Origin of the sequence: Moritella viscosa (assembly GCF_900120065.1) — a bacterium.
GTDB lineage: Bacteria > Pseudomonadota > Gammaproteobacteria > Enterobacterales > Moritellaceae > Moritella > Moritella viscosa.
Genome location: NZ_FPLG01000022.1, coordinates 1 through 19,822, shown reverse-complemented (window position 1 = coordinate 19,822; position 19,822 = coordinate 1). Strand labels below are relative to the sequence as shown.

At 49.1% G+C, this 19,822-nt stretch carries 22 protein-coding genes; all 22 read left to right on the top strand.

Going from position 1 to position 19,822, the window contains the following annotated elements; translation table 11 throughout:
- The first annotated feature begins 5 nt into the window (after nucleotides 1–5).
- Entirely contained in the window at nucleotides 6–1,577 is a 1,572-nt protein-coding gene (locus BT797_RS03700) for a DUF935 domain-containing protein (RefSeq protein ID WP_075471106.1), read from the top strand.
- Nucleotides 1,570–3,213, top strand: coding sequence for a phage head morphogenesis protein (locus BT797_RS03695; protein WP_065826305.1), 1,644 nt, complete (start codon nucleotides 1,570–1,572; stop codon nucleotides 3,211–3,213). The genes BT797_RS03700 and BT797_RS03695 overlap by 8 nt, the downstream gene beginning before the upstream one ends.
- Before the next feature lie 5 nt (nucleotides 3,214–3,218).
- Nucleotides 3,219–3,566 carry a hypothetical protein gene (locus tag BT797_RS03690; protein WP_075471105.1) on the top strand — a complete coding sequence of 116 codons (348 nt, stop codon included), beginning with the start codon at nucleotides 3,219–3,221 and terminating at the stop codon, nucleotides 3,564–3,566.
- Nucleotides 3,567–3,840: 274 nt separating this feature from the next.
- Nucleotides 3,841–4,776 carry a phage protease gene (locus BT797_RS03685; protein WP_075471104.1) on the top strand — a complete coding sequence of 312 codons (936 nt, stop codon included), beginning with the start codon at nucleotides 3,841–3,843 and terminating at the stop codon, nucleotides 4,774–4,776.
- A gap of 35 nt (nucleotides 4,777–4,811) precedes the next feature.
- On the top strand, nucleotides 4,812–5,714 hold the full coding sequence (locus BT797_RS03680; protein WP_075471103.1) for a Mu-like prophage major head subunit gpT family protein: 903 nt from the start codon (nucleotides 4,812–4,814) through the stop codon (nucleotides 5,712–5,714).
- 78 nt (nucleotides 5,715–5,792) lie between these two features.
- Nucleotides 5,793–6,302 (top strand): hypothetical protein, encoded by a 510-nt coding sequence (locus tag BT797_RS03675; protein WP_052678372.1) that lies wholly within the window; start codon nucleotides 5,793–5,795, stop codon nucleotides 6,300–6,302.
- A gap of 4 nt (nucleotides 6,303–6,306) precedes the next feature.
- On the top strand, nucleotides 6,307–6,750 hold the full coding sequence (locus BT797_RS03670) for a gp436 family protein (protein WP_045111267.1): 444 nt from the start codon (nucleotides 6,307–6,309) through the stop codon (nucleotides 6,748–6,750).
- Complete coding sequence (locus tag BT797_RS03665; protein WP_045111266.1) at nucleotides 6,747–7,286, top strand: phage virion morphogenesis protein; 540 nt, start codon at nucleotides 6,747–6,749, stop codon at nucleotides 7,284–7,286. Before BT797_RS03670 ends, BT797_RS03665 begins: the two co-directional genes overlap by 4 nt.
- Entirely contained in the window at nucleotides 7,268–7,900 is a 633-nt protein-coding gene (locus BT797_RS03660) for a hypothetical protein (RefSeq protein ID WP_139291630.1), read from the top strand. The genes BT797_RS03665 and BT797_RS03660 overlap by 19 nt, the downstream gene beginning before the upstream one ends.
- 8 nt (nucleotides 7,901–7,908) lie before the next feature.
- Nucleotides 7,909–8,094, top strand: a complete 186-nt coding sequence (locus BT797_RS03655; RefSeq protein ID WP_052678371.1) for a DUF2635 domain-containing protein — start codon at nucleotides 7,909–7,911, stop codon at nucleotides 8,092–8,094.
- A complete protein-coding gene (locus BT797_RS03650; protein WP_045111263.1) occupies nucleotides 8,094–9,569 on the top strand; it encodes a phage tail sheath subtilisin-like domain-containing protein in 1,476 nt (491 codons plus the stop codon). Before BT797_RS03655 ends, BT797_RS03650 begins: the two co-directional genes overlap by 1 nt.
- Before the next feature lie 9 nt (nucleotides 9,570–9,578).
- Complete coding sequence (locus BT797_RS03645; protein WP_075471101.1) at nucleotides 9,579–9,926, top strand: phage tail tube protein; 348 nt, start codon at nucleotides 9,579–9,581, stop codon at nucleotides 9,924–9,926.
- A gap of 2 nt (nucleotides 9,927–9,928) precedes the next feature.
- Nucleotides 9,929–10,285: a phage tail assembly protein gene (locus BT797_RS03640; protein WP_045112627.1), complete on the top strand. Its 357-nt coding sequence runs from the start codon at nucleotides 9,929–9,931 to the stop codon at nucleotides 10,283–10,285.
- Between the two features lie 113 nt (nucleotides 10,286–10,398).
- A complete protein-coding gene (locus BT797_RS03635) occupies nucleotides 10,399–12,378 on the top strand; it encodes a glycine zipper domain-containing protein (protein ID WP_075471100.1) in 1,980 nt (659 codons plus the stop codon).
- A 17-nt stretch (nucleotides 12,379–12,395) separates the two neighbouring features.
- The gene (locus tag BT797_RS03630; RefSeq protein ID WP_075471099.1) at nucleotides 12,396–13,724 is read left to right on the top strand and encodes a DNA circularization protein; all 1,329 of its coding nucleotides are present in this window, start codon (nucleotides 12,396–12,398) and stop codon (nucleotides 13,722–13,724) included.
- Complete coding sequence (locus tag BT797_RS03625) at nucleotides 13,717–14,784, top strand: phage baseplate assembly protein (protein ID WP_075471098.1); 1,068 nt, start codon at nucleotides 13,717–13,719, stop codon at nucleotides 14,782–14,784. Before BT797_RS03630 ends, BT797_RS03625 begins: the two co-directional genes overlap by 8 nt.
- A 5-nt stretch (nucleotides 14,785–14,789) precedes the next feature.
- Nucleotides 14,790–15,359, top strand: a complete 570-nt coding sequence (locus tag BT797_RS03620) for a phage baseplate assembly protein V (protein ID WP_075471097.1) — start codon at nucleotides 14,790–14,792, stop codon at nucleotides 15,357–15,359.
- Between the two features lie 22 nt (nucleotides 15,360–15,381).
- On the top strand, nucleotides 15,382–15,825 hold the full coding sequence (locus BT797_RS03615; protein WP_065826303.1) for a phage GP46 family protein: 444 nt from the start codon (nucleotides 15,382–15,384) through the stop codon (nucleotides 15,823–15,825).
- Nucleotides 15,815–16,876, top strand: coding sequence for a baseplate J/gp47 family protein (locus BT797_RS03610; RefSeq protein ID WP_045111260.1), 1,062 nt, complete (start codon nucleotides 15,815–15,817; stop codon nucleotides 16,874–16,876). The genes BT797_RS03615 and BT797_RS03610 overlap by 11 nt, the downstream gene beginning before the upstream one ends.
- Entirely contained in the window at nucleotides 16,867–17,442 is a 576-nt protein-coding gene (locus BT797_RS03605; protein WP_045111259.1) for a YmfQ family protein, read from the top strand. The genes BT797_RS03610 and BT797_RS03605 overlap by 10 nt, the downstream gene beginning before the upstream one ends.
- Before the next feature lie 12 nt (nucleotides 17,443–17,454).
- Nucleotides 17,455–18,822, top strand: a complete 1,368-nt coding sequence (locus tag BT797_RS24055; RefSeq protein ID WP_211705433.1) for a hypothetical protein — start codon at nucleotides 17,455–17,457, stop codon at nucleotides 18,820–18,822.
- The gene (locus tag BT797_RS03595) at nucleotides 18,822–19,742 is read left to right on the top strand and encodes a hypothetical protein (protein ID WP_045111257.1); all 921 of its coding nucleotides are present in this window, start codon (nucleotides 18,822–18,824) and stop codon (nucleotides 19,740–19,742) included. Before BT797_RS24055 ends, BT797_RS03595 begins: the two co-directional genes overlap by 1 nt.
- Nucleotides 19,743–19,822: the final 80 nt, after the last annotated feature.

Below are 19,822 nucleotides of genomic sequence, written 5' to 3'. Positions count from 1 at the left end.
ACACCATGTCAGTCATTATCAATCCGGCGACAAATCGGCCGTTTAACAGCGCAGAGCAACAAGCGCTCACGCAGCAGCAAAGCCGCGCCTACACCACGGGCGTGCGCACGCCCGCATCAACCAAGTCCATTGCCAAAGGGCTCACGCCCTCTAAGTTAGCGTCATTGTTAAAAAAGGCCGCCACAGGCAGCGCCGAAGATTATTTTATTCTTGCCGAAGAGATGGAAGAGCGCGACTTGCATTATCGCTCGGTACTCTCCACGCGTAAGCTGGCGGTGGCAAGCCTTGATTTTAGTGTGGAAGCGGCCAGTGATGAGCCCCAGCATATCGAGCAAGCGCAAGCTGTGCGTGAGCTACTGCGCCACCCACAAATGCCGGATGCCGGGTTTGATTTACTCGATGGCCTTGGCAAAGGCATTGGGCTCGTTGAGATAATCTGGGATACCAGTAATACGCCCTGGGTGCCACAGGACTACCAATGGGTAGACCCGCGCTTTATTGTGCTTGACGATGAAACCTTGTCTGAGCTGCACCTTAAAAGTGATGACAACCCCAAAGGCGAGCCACTGAAGCAACACGGCTATATTGTGCATATGCCGCGCATGAAGTCAGGCCATTGGTTACGCAATGGTTTGGCGCGTTTAGTGTCGGTCATGTACATGTTAAAAAGTTACACCGTGCGCGATTGGTGGGCGTTTGCTGAAATATTCGGTATGCCTATTCGCGTGGGTAAATACCACGCCAATGCCTCGGAAGCGGATATTCGCACGCTGGTGAATGCCATCTCAACCATTGCCAGTGATGCGGGCGCGGCCATTCCCGAATCCATGAAGATTGACATGATTGAAAGCGGCAAAGGTAACGGCGGCGATACCTTGTTTGAGAACATGGCCGAATGGGCAGACCGCCAAATATCCAAAGCGGTACTGGGGCAAACCATGACCACCGATGACGGTGCCAGTCAATCACAAGCCACGGTGCATAATGAAGTACGTAAAGACATTATTCGCTGGGATGCGCGGCAACTCGCCAACGCCTTAAACCGTTATTTGGTGAGAGCGTTCATTGATATTAACTATGGCGTGCAAACCCGTTACCCGACCATTGAACTGATTGTCGAAGAGCCGCAAGACACGAAAGCCTGGGTGGATGCGCTGACCCCATTAATTGACCGGGGCTTGAAAGTGCAATCCTCCGAGGTGCGCGATAAATTAGGCATTAGCGATCCCGATGATGACAGCGACGTCTTGGTGCCATTAAATACGCCGTCTACTGAGCCCAGTTCAGAAAACACTGTCGCGCTCAATCGCAAACTGGCGTTAAACAGCAGTCAAACAACGTTTAACCGCGATGATGAAGTCGCGCAGTTAACGCAAAATGCACTCGATGAATGGGAAGAAATAAGCGCGCCTATCTTAAATCCGATATTAGATCTAGCGCAGAGCACTGATAGCTTTGAAGCGTTCAGCGCGCAGTTGCCCGCCCTTGCAGAGGGGCTTTCGGCGGATGAGTTTGTTGAGCAATTAGCGAGTCTGTGCTGGCAAGCGCGTGCATTGGGAGACACTGACGATGCCTGATGCGCCTAAACTCATCCCCCAAGATGCGCTTAATTACCTGACGAAGAAAAAGCTCACACCGGGCTTTAACTATCAAGATGTATGGCAACGTGAGCATAACAATGCGTTTACGGTAGCAAAGATGATGCAGCTTGATATGTTAGCGGATACCCGAAACGCCCTAGAGCAAGCGCTGCGTGAGGGTAAAACTTTCCAGCAGTTTGCCAAAAGCCTCAAGCCCACCTTGGTGGCGCAAGGTTGGTGGGGCGAAAAGTCCCTAGTTGATCCACAAACGGGCACCGCGCGCGCGGTGCAACTTGGCAGTGATGCACGTTTAAAAACCATTTATGACACCAACATGAAGACGGCGCGCGCAGCGGGTAAGTGGGCGCGCATTGAACGCTCACGTGAAAGTCACCCTTATTTACTCTACGAACTGGGGCCAAGCCTAGAGCACCGCCCTGAGCACAGTGCGTGGAAAGGCTTGCTTTTACCCGTGGACGACCCATTTTGGCAAACCCATTTCCCGCCCAATGGCTGGGGCTGCAAGTGCCGCGTTCGCCAGGTAAGTCAACGTGAAGCCGAGCGTTTAAAAGGTGACAGTCAAATACTGACCCAAGCACCGACGATAAAAACACGCGAGTGGGTAAACAAACGCACGGGCGAAGTACAACAAGTGCCTGTCGGTATCGATCCGGGTTGGAATTACAACATGGGGATTGATCGCAAGGCGCAGATAACAAAACAAACGCAAAACAAGGAAACATACACAAAGCAAAAACTGGGCACCGCCGCAAGCCCCGCGCCGCTGCATGAGTTTACCAACGATAGCGACCCGCAACGTTATTTAGAGCTTGGCGCAAAACAAACCGCGCAGCTGTTAAATGAAACGGACAGCAGCGGCACTAAACTTGCCAATGTGTTAGTGGATGCCATTGCCAGCCCTGAAAAACGCGCCGATGCCGCGCAGCAATTTCAACAAGCCTTGCTGCGCCAGCTCTCTCTCGCGCGTAATATCAGCACCAGTGCCAATATCGCCACGCGAGGTAAAGGGGCAACGGCAGTGCGTCAAGCCTCACTGCGCTACCCGGATGATTGGACAAAAGCCGCTGATGAACTGGGCCCTTTGTATGTCAGTTATACGTCAACGCGCGGCTGGGCGGTGACCCTCACCAGTGACCGGGCCAAGGTGGATAGTTTTGGCTGGGCGTATAAAAAGTTAGGTAAGGACAGCACAGGCGCGCCGCGAAAATGGCCGAAAGGCAGCGGCTTTATTCGCACCGATGAAAGCAGCACGGCGGCGCATGAGTATGCACATCGCTTGCAAAAAGCCATCCCCGAATTAGATACGCTGTTTAACCGCATTCACCAGCGCCGCACTCAGGGCGATAAGCTCGAAAGGCTCAGAGACCTAACAGGTTTAAACTACGGCCTCAAAGAAGTTACTCGTAAAGACGGTTACTATAATGTATATATGGGCAAAGAATATGCCTCATCGCCTGATGGTCACAAAGCCGCCGAAGTCATGCCCATGGCATTAGAGCCCTTATTGGGCACGATGGATACGCGCAATGTGGCACGTTTGTTTGCCCTGATGCAAAAAGACCCGGACATGTTAGAAACTGTCATTGGGTTATTATTTCACTATAGGCCGTAAAGCACATGGAACTGACTCTGACATCCATTTTAGATTTAACAACGGTACCGGCTTTTTTAGGTCAGCCGTCAACACCAGCAAGTGCCCCTCGCTATTTAACCTTTTCATTTGATGAGGATAGTCAGCGAGTGACAGGCAAAGATGCAGCCCGAGTGCAAGCCCTCGTTGATGAAGCATTATTACTTGGCTATGCAGGCTCGGCCATGCCTTGTTTTAACTACCCCATTAGCGCGCCTATCACGCCCGCCATGCTCGGGGCGATATTGCACACCCATTGGGATATCCAAGACAAACTGCCACTGCCCGACGTGGACGAGGCGGCATTGTTCGTGCCTGAAATCGGGGAAAGTTAACCCCGTTGATGAATAACGTATTTAGCCGCTATAACCTCCGCTCCTCGCTTTAATAGCAAACTGCACATCATTTACCCACTCAAGGTGGGTTAAACACGCTCAGCGCGATTTAAACAGGTTTTAAACAACGCTGGGCAACGCCTGTTATCTCCTTTGGGATAACTTTGCCGTCTAAACATGAATTCCTCTTTGTATTCATCATGGACACACGTGGATCCACCTCACTGATATTTCCCGTTAATCTGAATGACATCATCACTGACGGATATCACTCATGCCCAAACCCCATTATCTTGCGCTGTGCTATGAACTGCCGCGTACATTACCCGATTGGATCTTGCTTGTGCCAGCTGGCGCGTTTCAAGGCCAAGATGGCAGGCAGTGGAATAATGTCGCTCCAGAGCGTGTCGTTCAAGACTCAAACCTTGCCAACATCCCGTGGGATATTGAACACGCCACCCACATCAAGGGCCCAAAAGGTGAAGAAGCCCCTGCCTATGGCTGGGTAGAAAACCTCGAAGTGCGCGATGGCGCTGTGTGGGGCAAGGTCAACTTCAATACCGAAGGGGCGCTTATCGTCAGTGAGCGTAAGTACCGTTACTACTCGCCAAGTTTTTACTTTGACGCCCAAGGCGTTGTAAGTGAAGTCGTTAGCGTTGGTTTTACTAACCAGCCTAATTTAAAACTGCCTGCACTCAATCGAAAAGAAGAGGAACTACCTATGCCATTGCCACTCGCCATTGTGACTGCGTTGGGACTCACTCCCCAAGCCAATGAAGAACAAGTCGTTACTAGCATCGAAACACTTAAAAACGATAAACAATTGGCGCTTAACCGCGCAGAAACTCCGCCACTGGATAAGTTTGTGCCCACTGCCACGCATGAGTTAGCCCTTAACCGCGCGACCACGGCGGAACAAAAGCTCAAAGACATTCATGATGCTGAGATAACAGCGTTGGTCGATGGCGCTATCACTGACGGTAAAGTGGCCCCAGCCAATAAAGACATGTATTTGGCCACATGCCGCGCCGACGGCGGTGTCGAGCAGTTCAAAAACTTTATTGCCAGTGCGCCCAAGCTGGTCAGCACTGACACTCAGCACAAGCAGAAAAAAGACGGTGACACGTCATTAACGGAGGGCGAACTGGCCATGTGCCGTTCAATGGGATTAACCAAAGAGCAGTTTTTATCCGCTAAACCGAGCGCGTGAATTACGTTATTCATTAAATTTATAGGAACTTAATAATGCCAATTACAGCAGAACAAGTCCGAAACCTCAGCACGGGCCTTTCGGCAGCGTACCAAAAAGGTTTGGGCACAGTTAAACCACTCCATGGCGCAATTGCCACCATATTGAGTTCGTCAACCAGCGCCGAAGATTATGGCTTCTTGGGTGACTGGCCAGAGATCAAAGAATGGCTGGGCGACCGCCAATTAGCGAAACTGGCTGAGCACGGTTACACCATTAAAAATAAGAAATTTGAAGCATCCATTACCGTTGAGCGCGATAAAGTCGAAGACGACCAGATTGGTCAATACGGCCTAATGGCGGAATCTATCGGCCAAGATGTGGCGGTGTTCCCTGACAAAATGGTGTTTAGCCTCCTTGCCGCAGGTTTCACCACCACATGCTATGACGGCCAGTACTTCTTTGATACCGACCACCCAATGGCAGGTGGCACGGCGTCGAACATTATTGCCAATGGCAACGATAGCGGTGGTACGCCCATTCCTGATGGTGAAGCCTGGTTCTTATTAGACTGCTCACGTCCCCTTAAACCACTGGTTTATCAAAAGCGCCGTGAATTTGAGTTTAAGTCGCTCGATGACATGGACAGCGATCATGTGGTGCTCAACGATGAATTCATTTATGCCACTGACGGGCGCGGTAATTCCGGGTTTGGTTTTTGGCAGATGGCGGTGGGCTCTAAAGCGCCGCTCACTAAAGAAAACTTAAACAAAGCGCGCGCATTGCTGCGTTCATTTACCCGCGATAACGGCACGCCACTGGGCACCAAAGCCACCCATTTAGTCGTGGGCGGTGATAATGAAGCTGCATCAGAAGAGTTGATGATGAGTAATCAGATCGCTGGCACCACAAACACGTTGTATAAGAAGTTTGACCTGCTGGTTTCTGAATACTTGTAAGCGCCGTGTACGCCCTTCTGTTTATGCGTGAATAGACAGAGGGGTTAACTCACCACTCAATATCAATGAAGGTCAATCATGTCTAATGAAAAAACATCGCCTAAGAAGTCGAGTAAACCCGTTTCATCAGAAGATAAAAAAACAGCGTCAACAACGCAAGCGACATCCGTTGTTGATGATGCTGCCGTTTCGACATCGCAATCGTCTGATGCGCCTGTATTAATCGGCCCTGATAACGGCGAAACGAGTATTGATGACGACGCTATTTCAACATTGAAATGCTCTGAACCCCCTGCATTAATCGACACTGACGACACTAAAATGGGTGTTATTGATGATACGGCGCAATCACTTTTATCTGCTCCAGAGTCCCACGCAGCAACGAAAACGGTGGTCTGTGAAGTTAGCGCACGACCTGAGCAAGGCTTTTGGCGTTGTGGCCGAAAATGGCTAAATGAGCCTTGCCATGTGGTGGTTGATGATGAATCAGTAGGCCAGAGCGACCCTGAATTTATTACAAGCGATGAGCTTTTGCGGCTGCGCAGTGAGCCGAAATTGATTGTAACGCTTGTAGAAACCGAGGAATAAGCTGATGACGGTTATTAGCCCTGTCGTTTACGCAACCAAGCAAGATTTACTTGAGCGCGATGCCAGCTTTGTGTGGACGGTTGCCACGGCAGCGGACGGTGAAACGCTCGATGATGTCGCTATCACGAGTGCATTAAATGATGCCGCAGATGAAGTGAATTCATTTTTAACGCGCTATCAACTGCCATTGGCGCAAGTGCCACGGCTCATTAACCGCCTGACTCTTTCAATCGCGTTCTACTGGTTAGCCGATCGTGATAGCAATATCTCAACCTTGATACAGCAGCGTTACGATAATGCGATAGTCACCCTGAAAGACGTGAAAGCGGGTCGCCGTGACTTGGGGTTGCCAACAGTCTCCAAGCCCACTGAAAACACCTCAGGTAAAGTTGAAGTGATTGCACCTTATCGCCCTTCAATGCGCGCAAGTATTGGCGATATCTTATGAGTATGTCCATTACCGTCCAGGGCGCGCAAGAGCTGCAACGTATTGAGCGTCATATCGCGCAACTGGCCGATACCGGACACCAAGACAGACTCAAGCAGTTGATTGGTGCAGAGGTGGAGTCACAGACTCACCGACGTATTCAACATGAAAAAAACGCGCCCGATGGTACGCCGTGGGCACCGTGGAGTTCAACCTACAGTAAAACGCGCCACGGTAATCAATCGCTGTTAATGGGTTCGGGTGATCTGGATGACTCCATCGAGTTTTTCGTGTCGGGCGATAAAGTCCACGTGGGCTCACCACTGGTCTATGCTCGCGCGCATCAAAATGGGTTTGAAGGGGCGGTAGATGTCCCCGCGCACACGCGTCTTATCACCCAGGCGTTTGGCAAGGTATTGAAATTCCCAGTGTATCAAAACGTGAAACCACATCAGCGCAGCGCATTGACGCCGCAGCGTGCGTTTCTTGGTTTATCCAGCGCCAATGAGCGTGAGCTGTTAGCCCTTATCGGTGATTTTTGGCAGGACATAATTTAATGGAAAACACAATTGACACTCGCCCAACACTTGAACTGACGGGCAGCACCATTGCGGTGACACAAGCGGTGGTTGAGCGCCTTGAAGCAGAATTTAAAGGCAAGGTTAGCGCTTTAGATAAGGTCAGTGCGGTCACGCGTCATAAGGGCCGATTTAACTCACCAGAAGAAATTAAAAAAGAAGTCACTGGCTCGGGCTGCATTCGCGTGACGGCGTTAAACGTGAGCCAGGTTCGCCGTGAAGCAGGCTCTATCGTGGGACTGGTTAAGTTTGTGGCGTTTGTCATGACCAACGACCAGTTTGGTAAAAACCGCGACCAACGCGCAGAAGTGATCTCAGGCAAATTAGGCGTGTTGCTTAGTCAAGCTGAGTTTACCCGTAGCCTTGGCAAAATTGCGTTTAACAAGGTTTCGCAAGTGAGCTGGCAAAACTTATACAGCGCCGCATTGGACGATCTCGGCGTGGCGCTCTGGTCAGTGGATTGGTCGCAAGAATGCCGCTTAGATCAGCCGATTAGCTTAGCCCAGCTCGATGACTTTTTACAATGTAATGCTCAAATCGGCCCCGATGATGGCGCGCATATCCGCGCAGACATTCAACTTGAAAGAGGATAAATCAGTCCATGTTTAACATTAAACCCAAAGAACCTGATGTGCGCGTGCGCAAACCCGATGGCTCGCACTTAGAGCCGGAAGGTGAAAGCGTGACTCGTTCATCTTATTGGCTGCGCCGCCTTCGTGATGGTGATGTTGAATTAATCGTTGCAGATGACGACAAGCCTGCGGCTCAAAAACAGGAGAAGAAATAATGCCATTAGGTACTATTCCCAATGATATCCGCGTGCCCTTGGTGTATGTGGAAATTGATAACACAGGTGCAGTGAGTGGCACGCCTGCGCAATCGCAAAAACTATTAGTCCTGGGACAGCAAACCGCGGCGGCCAGTGTCGCGCCATTGTCACTGACGCGTATCACAGGCGGAGCAAGCGAAATTGACGCGCTGTATGGTAAAGGATCTATGTTATCAGGCGCATTAAAGGCGGTAAAATCTGCCAACAATTACACTGAATGCTTTGCGCTGGGTATTACCGACATGGACGGCCAAGCGGCAAAAGCTAAGGTCGCCTTTGACGGCATTGTCACGCAAGCGGGTGTGGTGGCGTTATTGATTGCAGGGCAATCTGTACAAGTTGCCATGGCCAAAAATGCTGATGCTGTTGCCATCGTCACAGCCTGTGTGAGCAGTATTAATCAAAATGCCGACTTGTATGTCACCGCGTCAGTAGACAGTGGAAGCAATAAGTCACTGGTGTTAACGTCGAAACACAAAGGGCTACTTGGCAACGACCTGGATGTACGCCTGAACTATTATGATCGTGAAGTATTACCTGCAGGCATTATCGCGACTATTACACCGTTTTCTGGCGGCGCTGGCACCCCTGATATGACAGACATCATCGCGCAATTAGGCGATGAATGGTTTAACCACATCATCATGCCCTGGTCTGACACCCAGTCTCTCAACACCCTGCGTGATGAGTTAACACTCCGCTGGGGTCCACTGAAAATGATAGAAGGGTTAGCGTATACCGCCTTTCGGGGGACGCACAGCGAAACAGGCACCTTTGGTGAAACGCGTAATGATCACCTTATTACCTGCATGGGCACAAACAAAGCACCTAACCCAACATGGGAATGGGCCGCAAGCTATGGGGCAACTGCCGCCAAAAGCCTTGGCGTAGATCCTGCGCGGCCACTGCAAACGTTAGTGTTAAACGGCATTTTAGCCCCAAGTAAAGCGATTGCATGGGACATGGTAGAGCGTAACTTACTGCTGCATGATGGCATTGCCACATACCAGGTTACCCCTGGTGGCAGCGTGGCCATTGAGCGTGAAATATCCATGTACCGCGTCAACGCCTTTGGTGATGTTGACCCCAGTTATCTGGATATCACCACCACTGCGACATTGGGGTATTTGCGTTACTCACTGAAAAGCATGGTGACGAGTTCATTTCCTCGACACAAATTAGCCAGCGATGACGTGCTTGCCAATATCGACCCGAGTCAGCCTATTGTGACGCCAAAACTCATGCGTCAAGCCATTTTAGCGCTCGCATTGGAATGGGTTAACAACGGTTTAATCGAAGGGTATGAGCAGTTCGCAGACTCTTTACAGGTGAGCCGTGATAGCGGCGATGTGAATCGCTTAAACGTGCTAATGCACCCTGATTGCGTTAATCAGCTGCGTATCTTAGCCGCCCTCATTCAGTACAAACTTTAAGGAAATAGCATGATTTTAGGTGAAGTCACCATTCGCGTGAATGGTAAAGAATTAAAAACAAAAGAAGGGGCCACCCTTAACCCCGGTGGTTACACCAGTACGCCGCATGTGGGCAAAGGCAAGGTGTTTGGGTTCTCTCGTAAATACACTCCGCCATCCATTGAATGTACCTTGGTGGCCGATGAAGACGTGGACATTCTTGAAGTGAATCAGATTGCCAATGCCACGGCAGTTTGGGAGGGCGATAACGGTAAAGATTACTTAATGGATAAAGCCACGGTTGCCGAGCCTGCAACGCTCAGCGACAGCGGCGAGATCAAACTGAAACTACACGGTTCAACAGTGAAAAAGGCGTAATTATGGCAGTCATTACTTTTGAATTAAACGACGGGTTAACCATTTCAGATGTGACGCACAGTGAAGTCACGATGCGAGAACTTAGCAGCGGTGATGTTATTGATGCGCAGTTGGCATCAGAAAAAATAGTCATAATGAATGACCGCCCTGTGGTGTATACCTCTGATGTACTGTTAGGGCTCGAACTCTTACGCCGCCAAGTAGAAAGTGTTGGCAGCTATGCGGGGCCCTTGAGTATTAAAGACTTGCGTAAGCTATCGCCGCCGGATTTAACCCTGTTACAGCTCAAAGCGGATGAGCTTGACATGGCACTGGCGGAGGCATTGGCTGCGCGGGGGCGAACTGAAACCACTGGCTGATTTTGCACAACATCTACTGCTGGCAATGAGCAGTAGATTGCCAGTGGCCTATTTACAAACGCTTCCCCTTCGCCGCGTCATACATCTCTTTACAACATTAAAGGCACAACAAAATGGGTAACAAACTCGCTACAGAGATATTGATAAACCTGTCCGGTAATTTAGAAGCTAAAGCACAGCGTTACGGTCAATCTATGTCGCGGTTTGCCAAGAAAAACCAGACCGCGATGGGGATCATACGTTCGACTACCAATGCCGCTGGACGCGGTATTGATAAGCTCGGCAACCGCTATATTGCCCTGGGCAGTGCGATTGGCTTGGGGGCTGGCGCAAAAAACGCCGCCGAGTTTGACGCGGCCATGGTGCGGATGGGCACCAATGCACAGTTAAGTGACGCCAAAGTGGCGCAGCTCTCGGCCTCTATTCGTGATGTGGCTAGTCAGTCCGATATTCGCGTTGATTATAAAGAGCTTGGTCAAGGCGTGGATGCGTTGCTTGGTTTAACCGGAAACGCGGGATTTGTTGAAGAAAACATGGGCAACCTGGGTATGCTCATGCAAGCGTTCGGCACTGATGCCAAGTCGTCAGCCTCCTTGCTTGCCCAGTTCTACGAAAAAGGCGTCACGGGCTCAACAGAAGTCAGCCAATTATTAGATCAACTCTATGGCCAGTTTGCTAAAGGTTCCGTGGGCGTTGATGAGATTGCCCGCGTTGCACCGAAACTGTTCTCCATTATTCAACAAAAAGGCCCCGAGTCCATTGCCCAAATGGGTGCGTTGGCGCAAATGTTTGTCAAAACCAAAGGCAGCGCAGAGGAATCGGTCACCTCTATTGCAGCGGTATTCTCCGCATTTCAGAAAAAGAAGAACGTTGAGTTTTTAGATGAAAAAGGCATAGCGGTATTTAAAGCTGGCACCAAAGAGCTGCGAGAACCCGTTGAGCTGTTAATGGAAATTTTAGAGACAGCAAAAAATGATCCCTTAAAACTCGGTGATGTGTTTGATGATACGGGCTTGCAAGGGCTATCGAGTTTGTATTCTGAGGATAATAAAGCACTGCTGCAATCCTTGATCAGTAAAACATATGAACTGGGCACAACTCAAAAAGCCAGTGCCAAGAATGCCAGTACATTAGGCAGCACGTTTACCTTCTTACGGGGTGAAGTAGATCGCTTTGCCAACAAGCAGTTAGCAACGCCCTTAGCTGAATTAAAAGAAGCGCTCGACCTTGATCCCAATGCGGTGCAAAAGTGGCTGGATATGGGGCTGAATATCGCCAAGGTCGGAGCAGGACTGGTTGTAGCTAAAAAAATGTGGGATGTCGGTAGTGGTGCAAAAAAAGTCTACAACTCACTCAAAAAGAAAAAATCAAACAATCCGTTAGGCGGCGGTTCAAAAGACCTGGGCACGATGCCTGTCTATGTCGTTAACATGCCAGCTAATGGAATAAGCACCACAACAGGTGAGGTTGACTCGCGAAATAAAAGAAATAAACGTCGCACCCGGCGCTCTCGAACTCGCAGCTCCCGCTTTGGTGGCCGCACCAAATTACGTGGCATGAAAGGTTTAGCTCTGGGTGCGACAGACATGGCCATGGGTAACCGTTTAGCACCCGTAAAACCGCTGCGTTCTCAGACACAGCAAAAGCCCCGCCCTAAACCTCGAACCAAAACGCGTCCCCGTTTAAGCGGTCGCACCAAGTTACGGGGAATGGGGGGCGTTGCACTGGGAGCTGCCACAATGGCTATTAATGGCGACCTTAACCGCGCAACAGCCGTTGAGCTTGCCGCATCAACCGCTGGCGGCGCGATTGGCGCAACGTTAGGCAGTGTTGTACCTGTAGTAGGTACAGCAATTGGCGGCATCGTGGGCTCGTTTTTAGGCGCTAAGTTGGGCGAGCTGGCCAATCGCTGGATGGATGAGGACAAGATAACACCGATACCTGCTCCGGCAGCGCCTGCGCCAATGCCCAATGAACCACAGGCGGTCGCTTTGCAAGTGGATGTGCATGACAAGCGCGTCAATATAAAACAAGTCGGTATTCAAAGCGCACCGGGCCCACAAGTTGACATGGGTATTTCACTTCCCTCATAAATGTAAGGCGATAATAAATGTCATTTGAACACCTTTTAACGGCATCCTTTCGAGATGTCACTTTCTTACTGGAAGATGTTGAAGGCAGTGCGGGGCGACGTGCGGCCGCGCATGAATACCCAAAGAAAGAAACCAGTTTTGCTGAAGACAATGGCGCAGCCATCAATAAGCAAAGTATAAATGCACGCGTGGTGGGTGATGATTACCTCACGCAGCTTAGCGCATTGTTGGGGGTATTAAATCAATCGGGACCGGGTGAATTAGTCCACCCTTGGTGGGGTATTCAACAAGTTCAAATTGGCAGTGTGACGCATAAATTTGCGCTTAATACAGAGAACACTGCCACGGTTAGCTTTGAGTGTTTTGAAGCGGGCTCCTCGTTATTTCCAAGTCAAGTGGCTGACACGGCCAAAGTTGTGGATGACAAAGCCAAACTTGCCAGTGAGAAAAATGCGGCGGATTTTAAAGCCAAATTTAATGTGGCCGCAGCGACCCCAAGCGTGGGTGACATGGTCGATTCGCTGCTTGATGATTTGGATGAGTTTACCCGTTCACTGCCGTCATTGCCCTCTGGGCTGGGCGAATGGAAAGACAGACTGGCACGCGTTAAAAGCTCCGTGGGTAAATTGCTGGCCTATCCAGGCGAACTGGCGCGCGAGATCATGGGGCTTGTAGAAAGTGTCAAGTCCATAGCAACCGATCCTATTCGTGCGCTTGATGTTTATGATCAGGTCATCGACCGCTGGAACGGACTAAAAGCAGAGCTCATGGTCACGGGCGGCCTGCGTCATAAACTGATATCAGACAATGATAATTCCGCCTCAGTGCTGCTGTATCAAAATGGATCATTACAAACGCAAGTGCTTGCCAATGCCAGCGCGTTTAAAGCGCTGTTGTTAAATAATGCCGCTATCGCCAAAGCCAGTGCCATTGCGGCCTCCTCACTGACTGCTGGCCAGCAAGACGAACGGCAAACAGGCTTGATAGGCGTCAATAACAGTAAGGTGTTAACTGGCGAGCAATTAACCCAAATGGGCAATGCGCTGAGTTTGCTGCTTGGTGAGCGCGCGCGTATTGCCATTGATGAACATGGCTCAACAGAAAGTTCAGCGCTACGTAAAACACTGCGAGACCTGCGCAATGCCGTGATGGATGATGTTAATCGCCGCGCGGTGCAGCTGCCCAATACCACCTTATTTACGCCGCGAGTGACAATGCCCGTCGCGCTCATTGCATACCAACAAACAGGCAGTTGTGAACAGCGCCACCGCATTATCACCCGCAACGGGCTAGTTAACCCTGCCTTTGTAGAGGCAAACACAGAGGTTGAAATTATTCATGAGTGAAGCGATAACATTGCGCGTGGATGGCGCTATCTTGCAAGGCTGGACAAGCGTGTCTATAAGCCGCAGTTTACAAAACGTGGCGGGCAGTTTTGAACTGGCGTTAACGAAAACGTGGGAAAGTGTGAAACCACAACTCATTGCATTGGGCAGTCCCTGTGTGGTGGCCATTGGCGATGATATTGTCAGTACCGGTTATATTGATGATTGGATACCCAGTTATGATGCCAGTTCGGTGACCATCAGTGTGTCTGGAAGAGACAAAACGGGCGACTTGGTTGATTGCGCTGTGGTGCATCAATCTGGCGGTTTTAGTCAAAGTTCGCTTGCTGATATTGCCAGCGCGGTGTGCAAACCCTTCAATATTGCCCTTGTGATAGAAACAGAACAAGCCCACGAAGTCTTTGCTAAAGTAGCGATTGAACAAGGCGAAACGGCGTTTGAGTTTTTAGACCGATTAGCGAAAGAGCGCGGCGTTTTATTAAGTTCAAATGCGCATGGCGCATTAGTGATAACGCGCGCAAGTGATAAAACATGCCATGTGGCCCTGCGCTTAGGTGAGAATATTTTAGCGGCGCGCGGGCGTTTCAGTTGGCGCGACAGGGCTTCGCAATACATTGTCAAAGGTGAAGGCAGTGCGGGCGGCGCAGCGTGGGATGAACAATCATCCTCGGCGGTGGGCGGTCAAAAGGTCACCGTGGTTGATAAAGAGATCACCCGTTATCGTCCTCAAATTATTATCAATGATGAAATTATGACGGCGCAAGGCGCGAGCAGCAAAGGCCAATGGCAGCGTCAACGCGCGAAAGCGGCTTCAACATCCACCGAAATTACAGTGCTAGGGTGGCGTGAAAACGTCATGACGGGCGACTTGTGGGCGGTGAATAAACGCGTTCATCTAAGTGACAGCATTCAGGGCACAGATGAACAATGGCTCATTGTAAACGTGACGTTTACCGAAGACGATCAGGGGCGTAAGACGGTATTAAGTCTTGTGCCCCCTGATGCCCTGACCATTGCAGAAACGGCGCAAGATAAACCTCAAACGGACTCGACCTGGTAACTCCCATGACATTACGCGATATCAATAAATTATTAGCACCGCTGCGCCGTAAGATGCGCATGCTGGTCTCACGCGCCGTGGTGAGTGTGGTGAACGATTCACTCAAACGCCAAAACTTGCAGGTCTCTGTATTAGCTGATGAAACGGTTGATGATGTTGAGCACTTTCAAAACTACGGTCATTGCAGTGTTGCACCAATGGGCAGTGAAGCCATGGTGGTGTCGGTGGCGGGCGGTCGTGCGGGCTTGGTTGCCTTGGCCGTTGAAGATAAAGCCGTTCGCCCAGTGGGCGGCATCGAAGGCGACTCTATCTTGTATCACCTTGAGGGACACAACATTAAGCTCACCAAAGGGGGAAAAGCCGTTATTACAGTTACAGAGGTTATTTTCAACGTAGAGAAAAAAGCCACTATTATCTCACCTGAAACAGAAATACAAAGCGCGCTGCATGTTACAGGCCCCATCACCAGTGACAGCTCAATCACAGGTCAAGATGTGTTAACCACGTCGGGTACATCGCTTGGCAAGCATAAACATAAAGATGCCGAGCAGCACGAGACCACAACGCCCTTGTGATATTCAATAAAGGACTTTTTTCATGATCCGTCAACTACCACAATCTGTTCATGTTGATATTCAACACAGTGATGACAGCGACCCCATTGTTGAATTGGTGTTGCTGTCATTGTTTACAGATGCCCGCGCCAATGATAACGACACGCTACCTGATAGCAGCGCTTGTTGCCGCGGCTTTATTGGCGATGCATTCAGCGCCTCTCCTTGGGGCTCTCGCTTGTGGTTACTCTCACGTGAAAAACTGACCCTCGATATCCGTAATAAAGCCGTCTCTTATGCTAAAGAAGCATTAGCATGGTTACTTGAAACGCACCGCGACTTAGGGCAACTCGCCGCCAAAATTACGGTCACAGGTGCTATCCCTAAGTTAAATACCTTGGCACTCTACGTGACGGTTACCAAGCCTGATGGCCGTGATGTCAATATCAACATAGCGAGACTATGGGGGACACAACATGCCTTATGACGTACCGAGTTTACGCAGCCTAGTCAATGATGGCCAAGCGGACATGGAAGCCGAGCTTGGTTTGCCACTGCCCCAGTTTGGTGTAGAACAGGCGCTTAATGTGGCGGTTAGTGCGGGCATACGTGACTTGTATGATTACCAGTCTTGGATTGTGCGCCAAATCATTCCGACGTCGGATTCCGAAGACCAGACCATCATTGATATGGCGGCCAAGGAAGGTGTTATTCGTAAAATGCCCACCAAAGCGATGGGTACGGCGTCATTCACTGGCACGGTTTCTTTGCCTGTTGGCAGTGAAGTAAAGTCAGAAAACGGTCAAGTTTACCGGATTGAACAAAGTGGCGTCCCTCAAGACGGAACCGTTATCGTGAGTATCACGGCTATTCACGCGGGTTACGCAGGCAATCTAGACAAGGATAGCGTGTTGACGTTGGTGTCGTCAGTGCCAGGCGTACAAGCGCGCGGCGCATCATTGGGCATGATGGGCGGTATTGATATCGAGCCGATTAATCAGCTGTTAGAGCGTTTGTTATACCGCAAGCGTAACCCACCACAGGGCGGCGCTGAGCATGATTATGTGGCGTGGAGCCGTGAAGTGGGCGGCGTATCTCGCGCCTGGTGTACTGGCGCATATCGCGGCGGTTCAACGGTCGGCATTGCGTTTGTCTTTGATGAGCGTGATGATATTTTGCCAACTCCTGATGACATTACTCACATGCTGTCATATATCTATCGTCATCAAGACCCTGCAACCAAGGTGTATGTGGGCCGCCCTGCGGGGATTGAAGTATTTATTATCCCATTGGTACTTAAAACCACGTCCATGACGATAGCATTAACGCCAGACACACCAGAAAACCGCAAACAAGTGCTTGGTAATTTGACCTCGCTTGAACGCAGTTTATCGCCAGGTGAAACGCTGTTTAAAAATACCGTTGGCACTGCGATTGGGTCAGTAACCAGCGTACAAAACTATCTCTGCAACTTAGATGATGATGTGCTTGCTAAAGACAATCAGATTCATGCATTTGGAGATATTCAATGGGGATAACAGCGCCATGGCGCAACATGCTCAGCCAGCTGATGCCGCAAGGTTTAGCCTGGCCACAAGAGCGCAATAGCCCAGCACAACAAAAGATAGCGGGCCTTGCTCCACGCTTACAACGCATTGAAGTGAGCGCAGCCAACCTATTATTAGAAATGAGACCAGAAACCACGGTCAAGCTGCTACCTGAATGGGAAAACTACCTTGGGCTACCTGATTGCATCATCAGCGACCAATCATTTCAGTCTCGCCGAAATTCTGTGATTGAAAAAGAGTACCGCAGCGGCGGTTTACAAGCATGGAATATAGAAAAACAAGCCGCAGACTTGGGCTTTAACATCAAGGTTGATGAAATATTTCCCCATCAGTGTTTGCGAGACTGTCGTTATCCACTGCATCCAGCGCGCTATCGCCATGTGTTAAATATCCGCGTGTTTGATACACCTGAAACCCACATGACCGCACTGGATAACGTCCAAACCCCGTTAATTAACGGTTCAGCACAAGTGCTTGAATGCGCGTTAAACAAAAACAGAGCCGCTGGTAAGTATTATCAGTTTACGTATGTATAGAGGAGATAATTAATGCATCCACTGCAAAATGGCTCACAAGTTGTGAGCAAACCCGATGCAACCAGTCAAGGTGTACCGGGCTATTTTACCGAAGTCGGCAACCCCAGCTGGCCCGGTGCGGATTGGTTTAATGCCAATATCGCTGAGTTTCAAAATGTGATGTTAGAAGCGGGTATAGACTTTGACCCAAAAAAGTTTGACCATCTTGCGAAAGCAATAAAAAAAGCATATACATTTGCAGAAAGCAAAATGACTCAAGAAACGGCGGACAGTCGCTATGTCGCTTCAAATGAGGGTGGACTAAGACGCATCCCCAGAGGAGGAACCAAAAGTATTAATGCAAGACTAAAATATGAAATAGGGCGCTTTTCTGTTGATGTAGGTCAGTGGCATTCCCACGGAACGATAATCGTAGAAATTTATAATAAACATTATAATGCCCATGGCTATAAAAAATACTCTATCCGTTGGGGGTATAAACACAGTGTCGGCCGTATTACGCTAGTAGAGGCATTTGGTGATAGCGGTAAAGAAAAAGTTGTTATCGGAGAACCTGTTATTGTTAATGGGAGCATAAAATATTTACCCGTTTATTTAGAGCAACAAACATATAATAGGTGCACAGTCATACTGACAACGGGCTTTATTCCTACGTCAGATTTAACGCCTAACAATGGTTATTGCCACCTCCCTACACCCATGCCATATGAAGAGATCGCTTCATTCTCCAGTGACGAACAGGTAACAATTGAAAGAAGCATTGATGTTCTTGGTGATATAAAAGAAAAGGGTAAGCATGTATACGGCCCCGATAACTCCCCCGTTGACGATATATGGTTGGAGCTAGCAGCCAAGATATGCCCTGTCGGCGTACCGTTACCTTGGCCTACTGATATAGCCCCAAATGGTTTTGCCATCATGAAGAATAATGCATTTGACCCCAAATTCACTGAAACACTCAAAGCCTATCCCAACGGGATACTACCTGATATGCGTGGCCTCGGCATTGTTGGTAAAAATGATAATGAATTAGTGCTTGCCTATGAAGAAGGGCAAGTTAAAAATCATGGGCATCCAAATTCCACCGTAAGCTCTACAAATTTAGGCAATAAATCAACAGCGTCAGCGGGTGCGCATACGCATACTGCTAATGGGCAAAATAGGTTCATTGGCAATGCAAGAAGTGATAGTATCGTAGACGCTGTATCAAGATATTCTACTAGCAATGATGGCAATTGGTACAAGATGTCCAATGCTGGTGCTCATACCCACTCAGTATCCATTGGTTCGCATGCACACAATGTTGTGATTGCATTATTTGGTGCAGCCAAAAACACCATTGATAACCGTAAGTTCAACTGGATAGTGAGACTCGCATAATGAACGAAATACAAAGTAAGTCAGTGACATTAAAAGTCTCTCAAATTCATCCGTTGGGGTGGTGGTTAGGAAATAGTGAAGAGCATGTCGCAGAAGGCACTGCTCTTGGATTGGACTTTACTGAAAATATCTATGTCCCAAGCGCGAGTGGCTTAATAGGCAAATATAATAGCGTTTCCGATAACTGGGTTGAAGTCGAAGATAAAACTGATTTTGAATTTTATTCCCCTGTTGGTGAGCGTTTTACAATCGGCATGCCTGATGGTGACTATCCCGCGTGGGCTATCAAGAATAAGCCACCAGAATACGATAAAGAAACGCAAACCATTTTATATGACGTAGATAAGTGGGTTATTTACGATATAAAGATTGGGCTGTTGTATTGGGATGATGAAGCCAGAGAAATGACAATCAGTGATTATAATTTCATTCTTCCTGAAAAACATACTTTCACGCCGCCACCTAAAAAACGCACAGGTTTTGCTTTACGACTGATTAATGCTGCATGGCAATATATTGAAGATAATCGCGATAGAACAGCTTATGCAAAGTCGCGTGATAATATGGGTAACTACCAAGTTACTGAGCTTGGAACGTTGCCAGATACCCACACATTAAAAGAGCCTGATGAATTTGATAGCTGGATAGATGATACGTGGCAATACGACATCGAACGAGAACGACCAGTAAAAATAGCAGCAGAGCGGAATTGGCGAGATGGTAAATTAACACAGCTACTCAGCCGCATTGACCAGTATGAAAAAGACAAGAATTATCCAGCAGAACTCAGAACGTCACCGATTAAATCCGAAGCGGACTTCTTAAAACTGCTTAGTGATCGTAAGTTAATTAGTGATTATCCAGACTCAGAAGCATTCCCATTCGGTTCACGTCCTTCATTGTCGAACCTAATTAAATGACCGTAAACCGCTTAGAATAATAAATCTAAGGCATTGTTATTTTAAGCGGTTCGTTTTCCTAAATTGCTCGCCGCGCTACA

Bases quoted from the DNA above. Each gene is read 5' to 3' on its own strand.
- BT797_RS03630 (WP_075471099.1), top strand. From the start codon at position 12,396: ATGTCATTTGAACACCTTTTAACGGCATCCTTTCGAGATGTCACTTTC.
- BT797_RS03595 (WP_045111257.1), top strand. From the start codon at position 18,822: ATGAACGAAATACAAAGTAAGTCAGTGACATTAAAAGTCTCTCAAATT.
- BT797_RS03640 (WP_045112627.1), top strand. From the start codon at position 9,929: ATGGCAGTCATTACTTTTGAATTAAACGACGGGTTAACCATTTCAGAT.
- BT797_RS03685 (WP_075471104.1), top strand. From the start codon at position 3,841: ATGCCCAAACCCCATTATCTTGCGCTGTGCTATGAACTGCCGCGTACA.
- BT797_RS03670 (WP_045111267.1), top strand. From the start codon at position 6,307: ATGACGGTTATTAGCCCTGTCGTTTACGCAACCAAGCAAGATTTACTT.
- BT797_RS03690 (WP_075471105.1), top strand. From the start codon at position 3,219: ATGGAACTGACTCTGACATCCATTTTAGATTTAACAACGGTACCGGCT.
- BT797_RS03695 (WP_065826305.1), top strand. From the start codon at position 1,570: ATGCCTGATGCGCCTAAACTCATCCCCCAAGATGCGCTTAATTACCTG.
- BT797_RS24055 (WP_211705433.1), top strand. From the start codon at position 17,455: ATGCATCCACTGCAAAATGGCTCACAAGTTGTGAGCAAACCCGATGCA.
- BT797_RS03605 (WP_045111259.1), top strand. From the start codon at position 16,867: ATGGGGATAACAGCGCCATGGCGCAACATGCTCAGCCAGCTGATGCCG.
- BT797_RS03645 (WP_075471101.1), top strand. From the start codon at position 9,579: ATGATTTTAGGTGAAGTCACCATTCGCGTGAATGGTAAAGAATTAAAA.
- BT797_RS03625 (WP_075471098.1), top strand. From the start codon at position 13,717: ATGAGTGAAGCGATAACATTGCGCGTGGATGGCGCTATCTTGCAAGGC.
- BT797_RS03620 (WP_075471097.1), top strand. From the start codon at position 14,790: ATGACATTACGCGATATCAATAAATTATTAGCACCGCTGCGCCGTAAG.
- BT797_RS03650 (WP_045111263.1), top strand. From the start codon at position 8,094: ATGCCATTAGGTACTATTCCCAATGATATCCGCGTGCCCTTGGTGTAT.
- BT797_RS03675 (WP_052678372.1), top strand. From the start codon at position 5,793: ATGTCTAATGAAAAAACATCGCCTAAGAAGTCGAGTAAACCCGTTTCA.
- BT797_RS03615 (WP_065826303.1), top strand. From the start codon at position 15,382: ATGATCCGTCAACTACCACAATCTGTTCATGTTGATATTCAACACAGT.
- BT797_RS03635 (WP_075471100.1), top strand. From the start codon at position 10,399: ATGGGTAACAAACTCGCTACAGAGATATTGATAAACCTGTCCGGTAAT.
- BT797_RS03665 (WP_045111266.1), top strand. From the start codon at position 6,747: ATGAGTATGTCCATTACCGTCCAGGGCGCGCAAGAGCTGCAACGTATT.
- BT797_RS03655 (WP_052678371.1), top strand. From the start codon at position 7,909: ATGTTTAACATTAAACCCAAAGAACCTGATGTGCGCGTGCGCAAACCC.
- BT797_RS03610 (WP_045111260.1), top strand. From the start codon at position 15,815: ATGCCTTATGACGTACCGAGTTTACGCAGCCTAGTCAATGATGGCCAA.
- BT797_RS03700 (WP_075471106.1), top strand. From the start codon at position 6: ATGTCAGTCATTATCAATCCGGCGACAAATCGGCCGTTTAACAGCGCA.
- BT797_RS03680 (WP_075471103.1), top strand. From the start codon at position 4,812: ATGCCAATTACAGCAGAACAAGTCCGAAACCTCAGCACGGGCCTTTCG.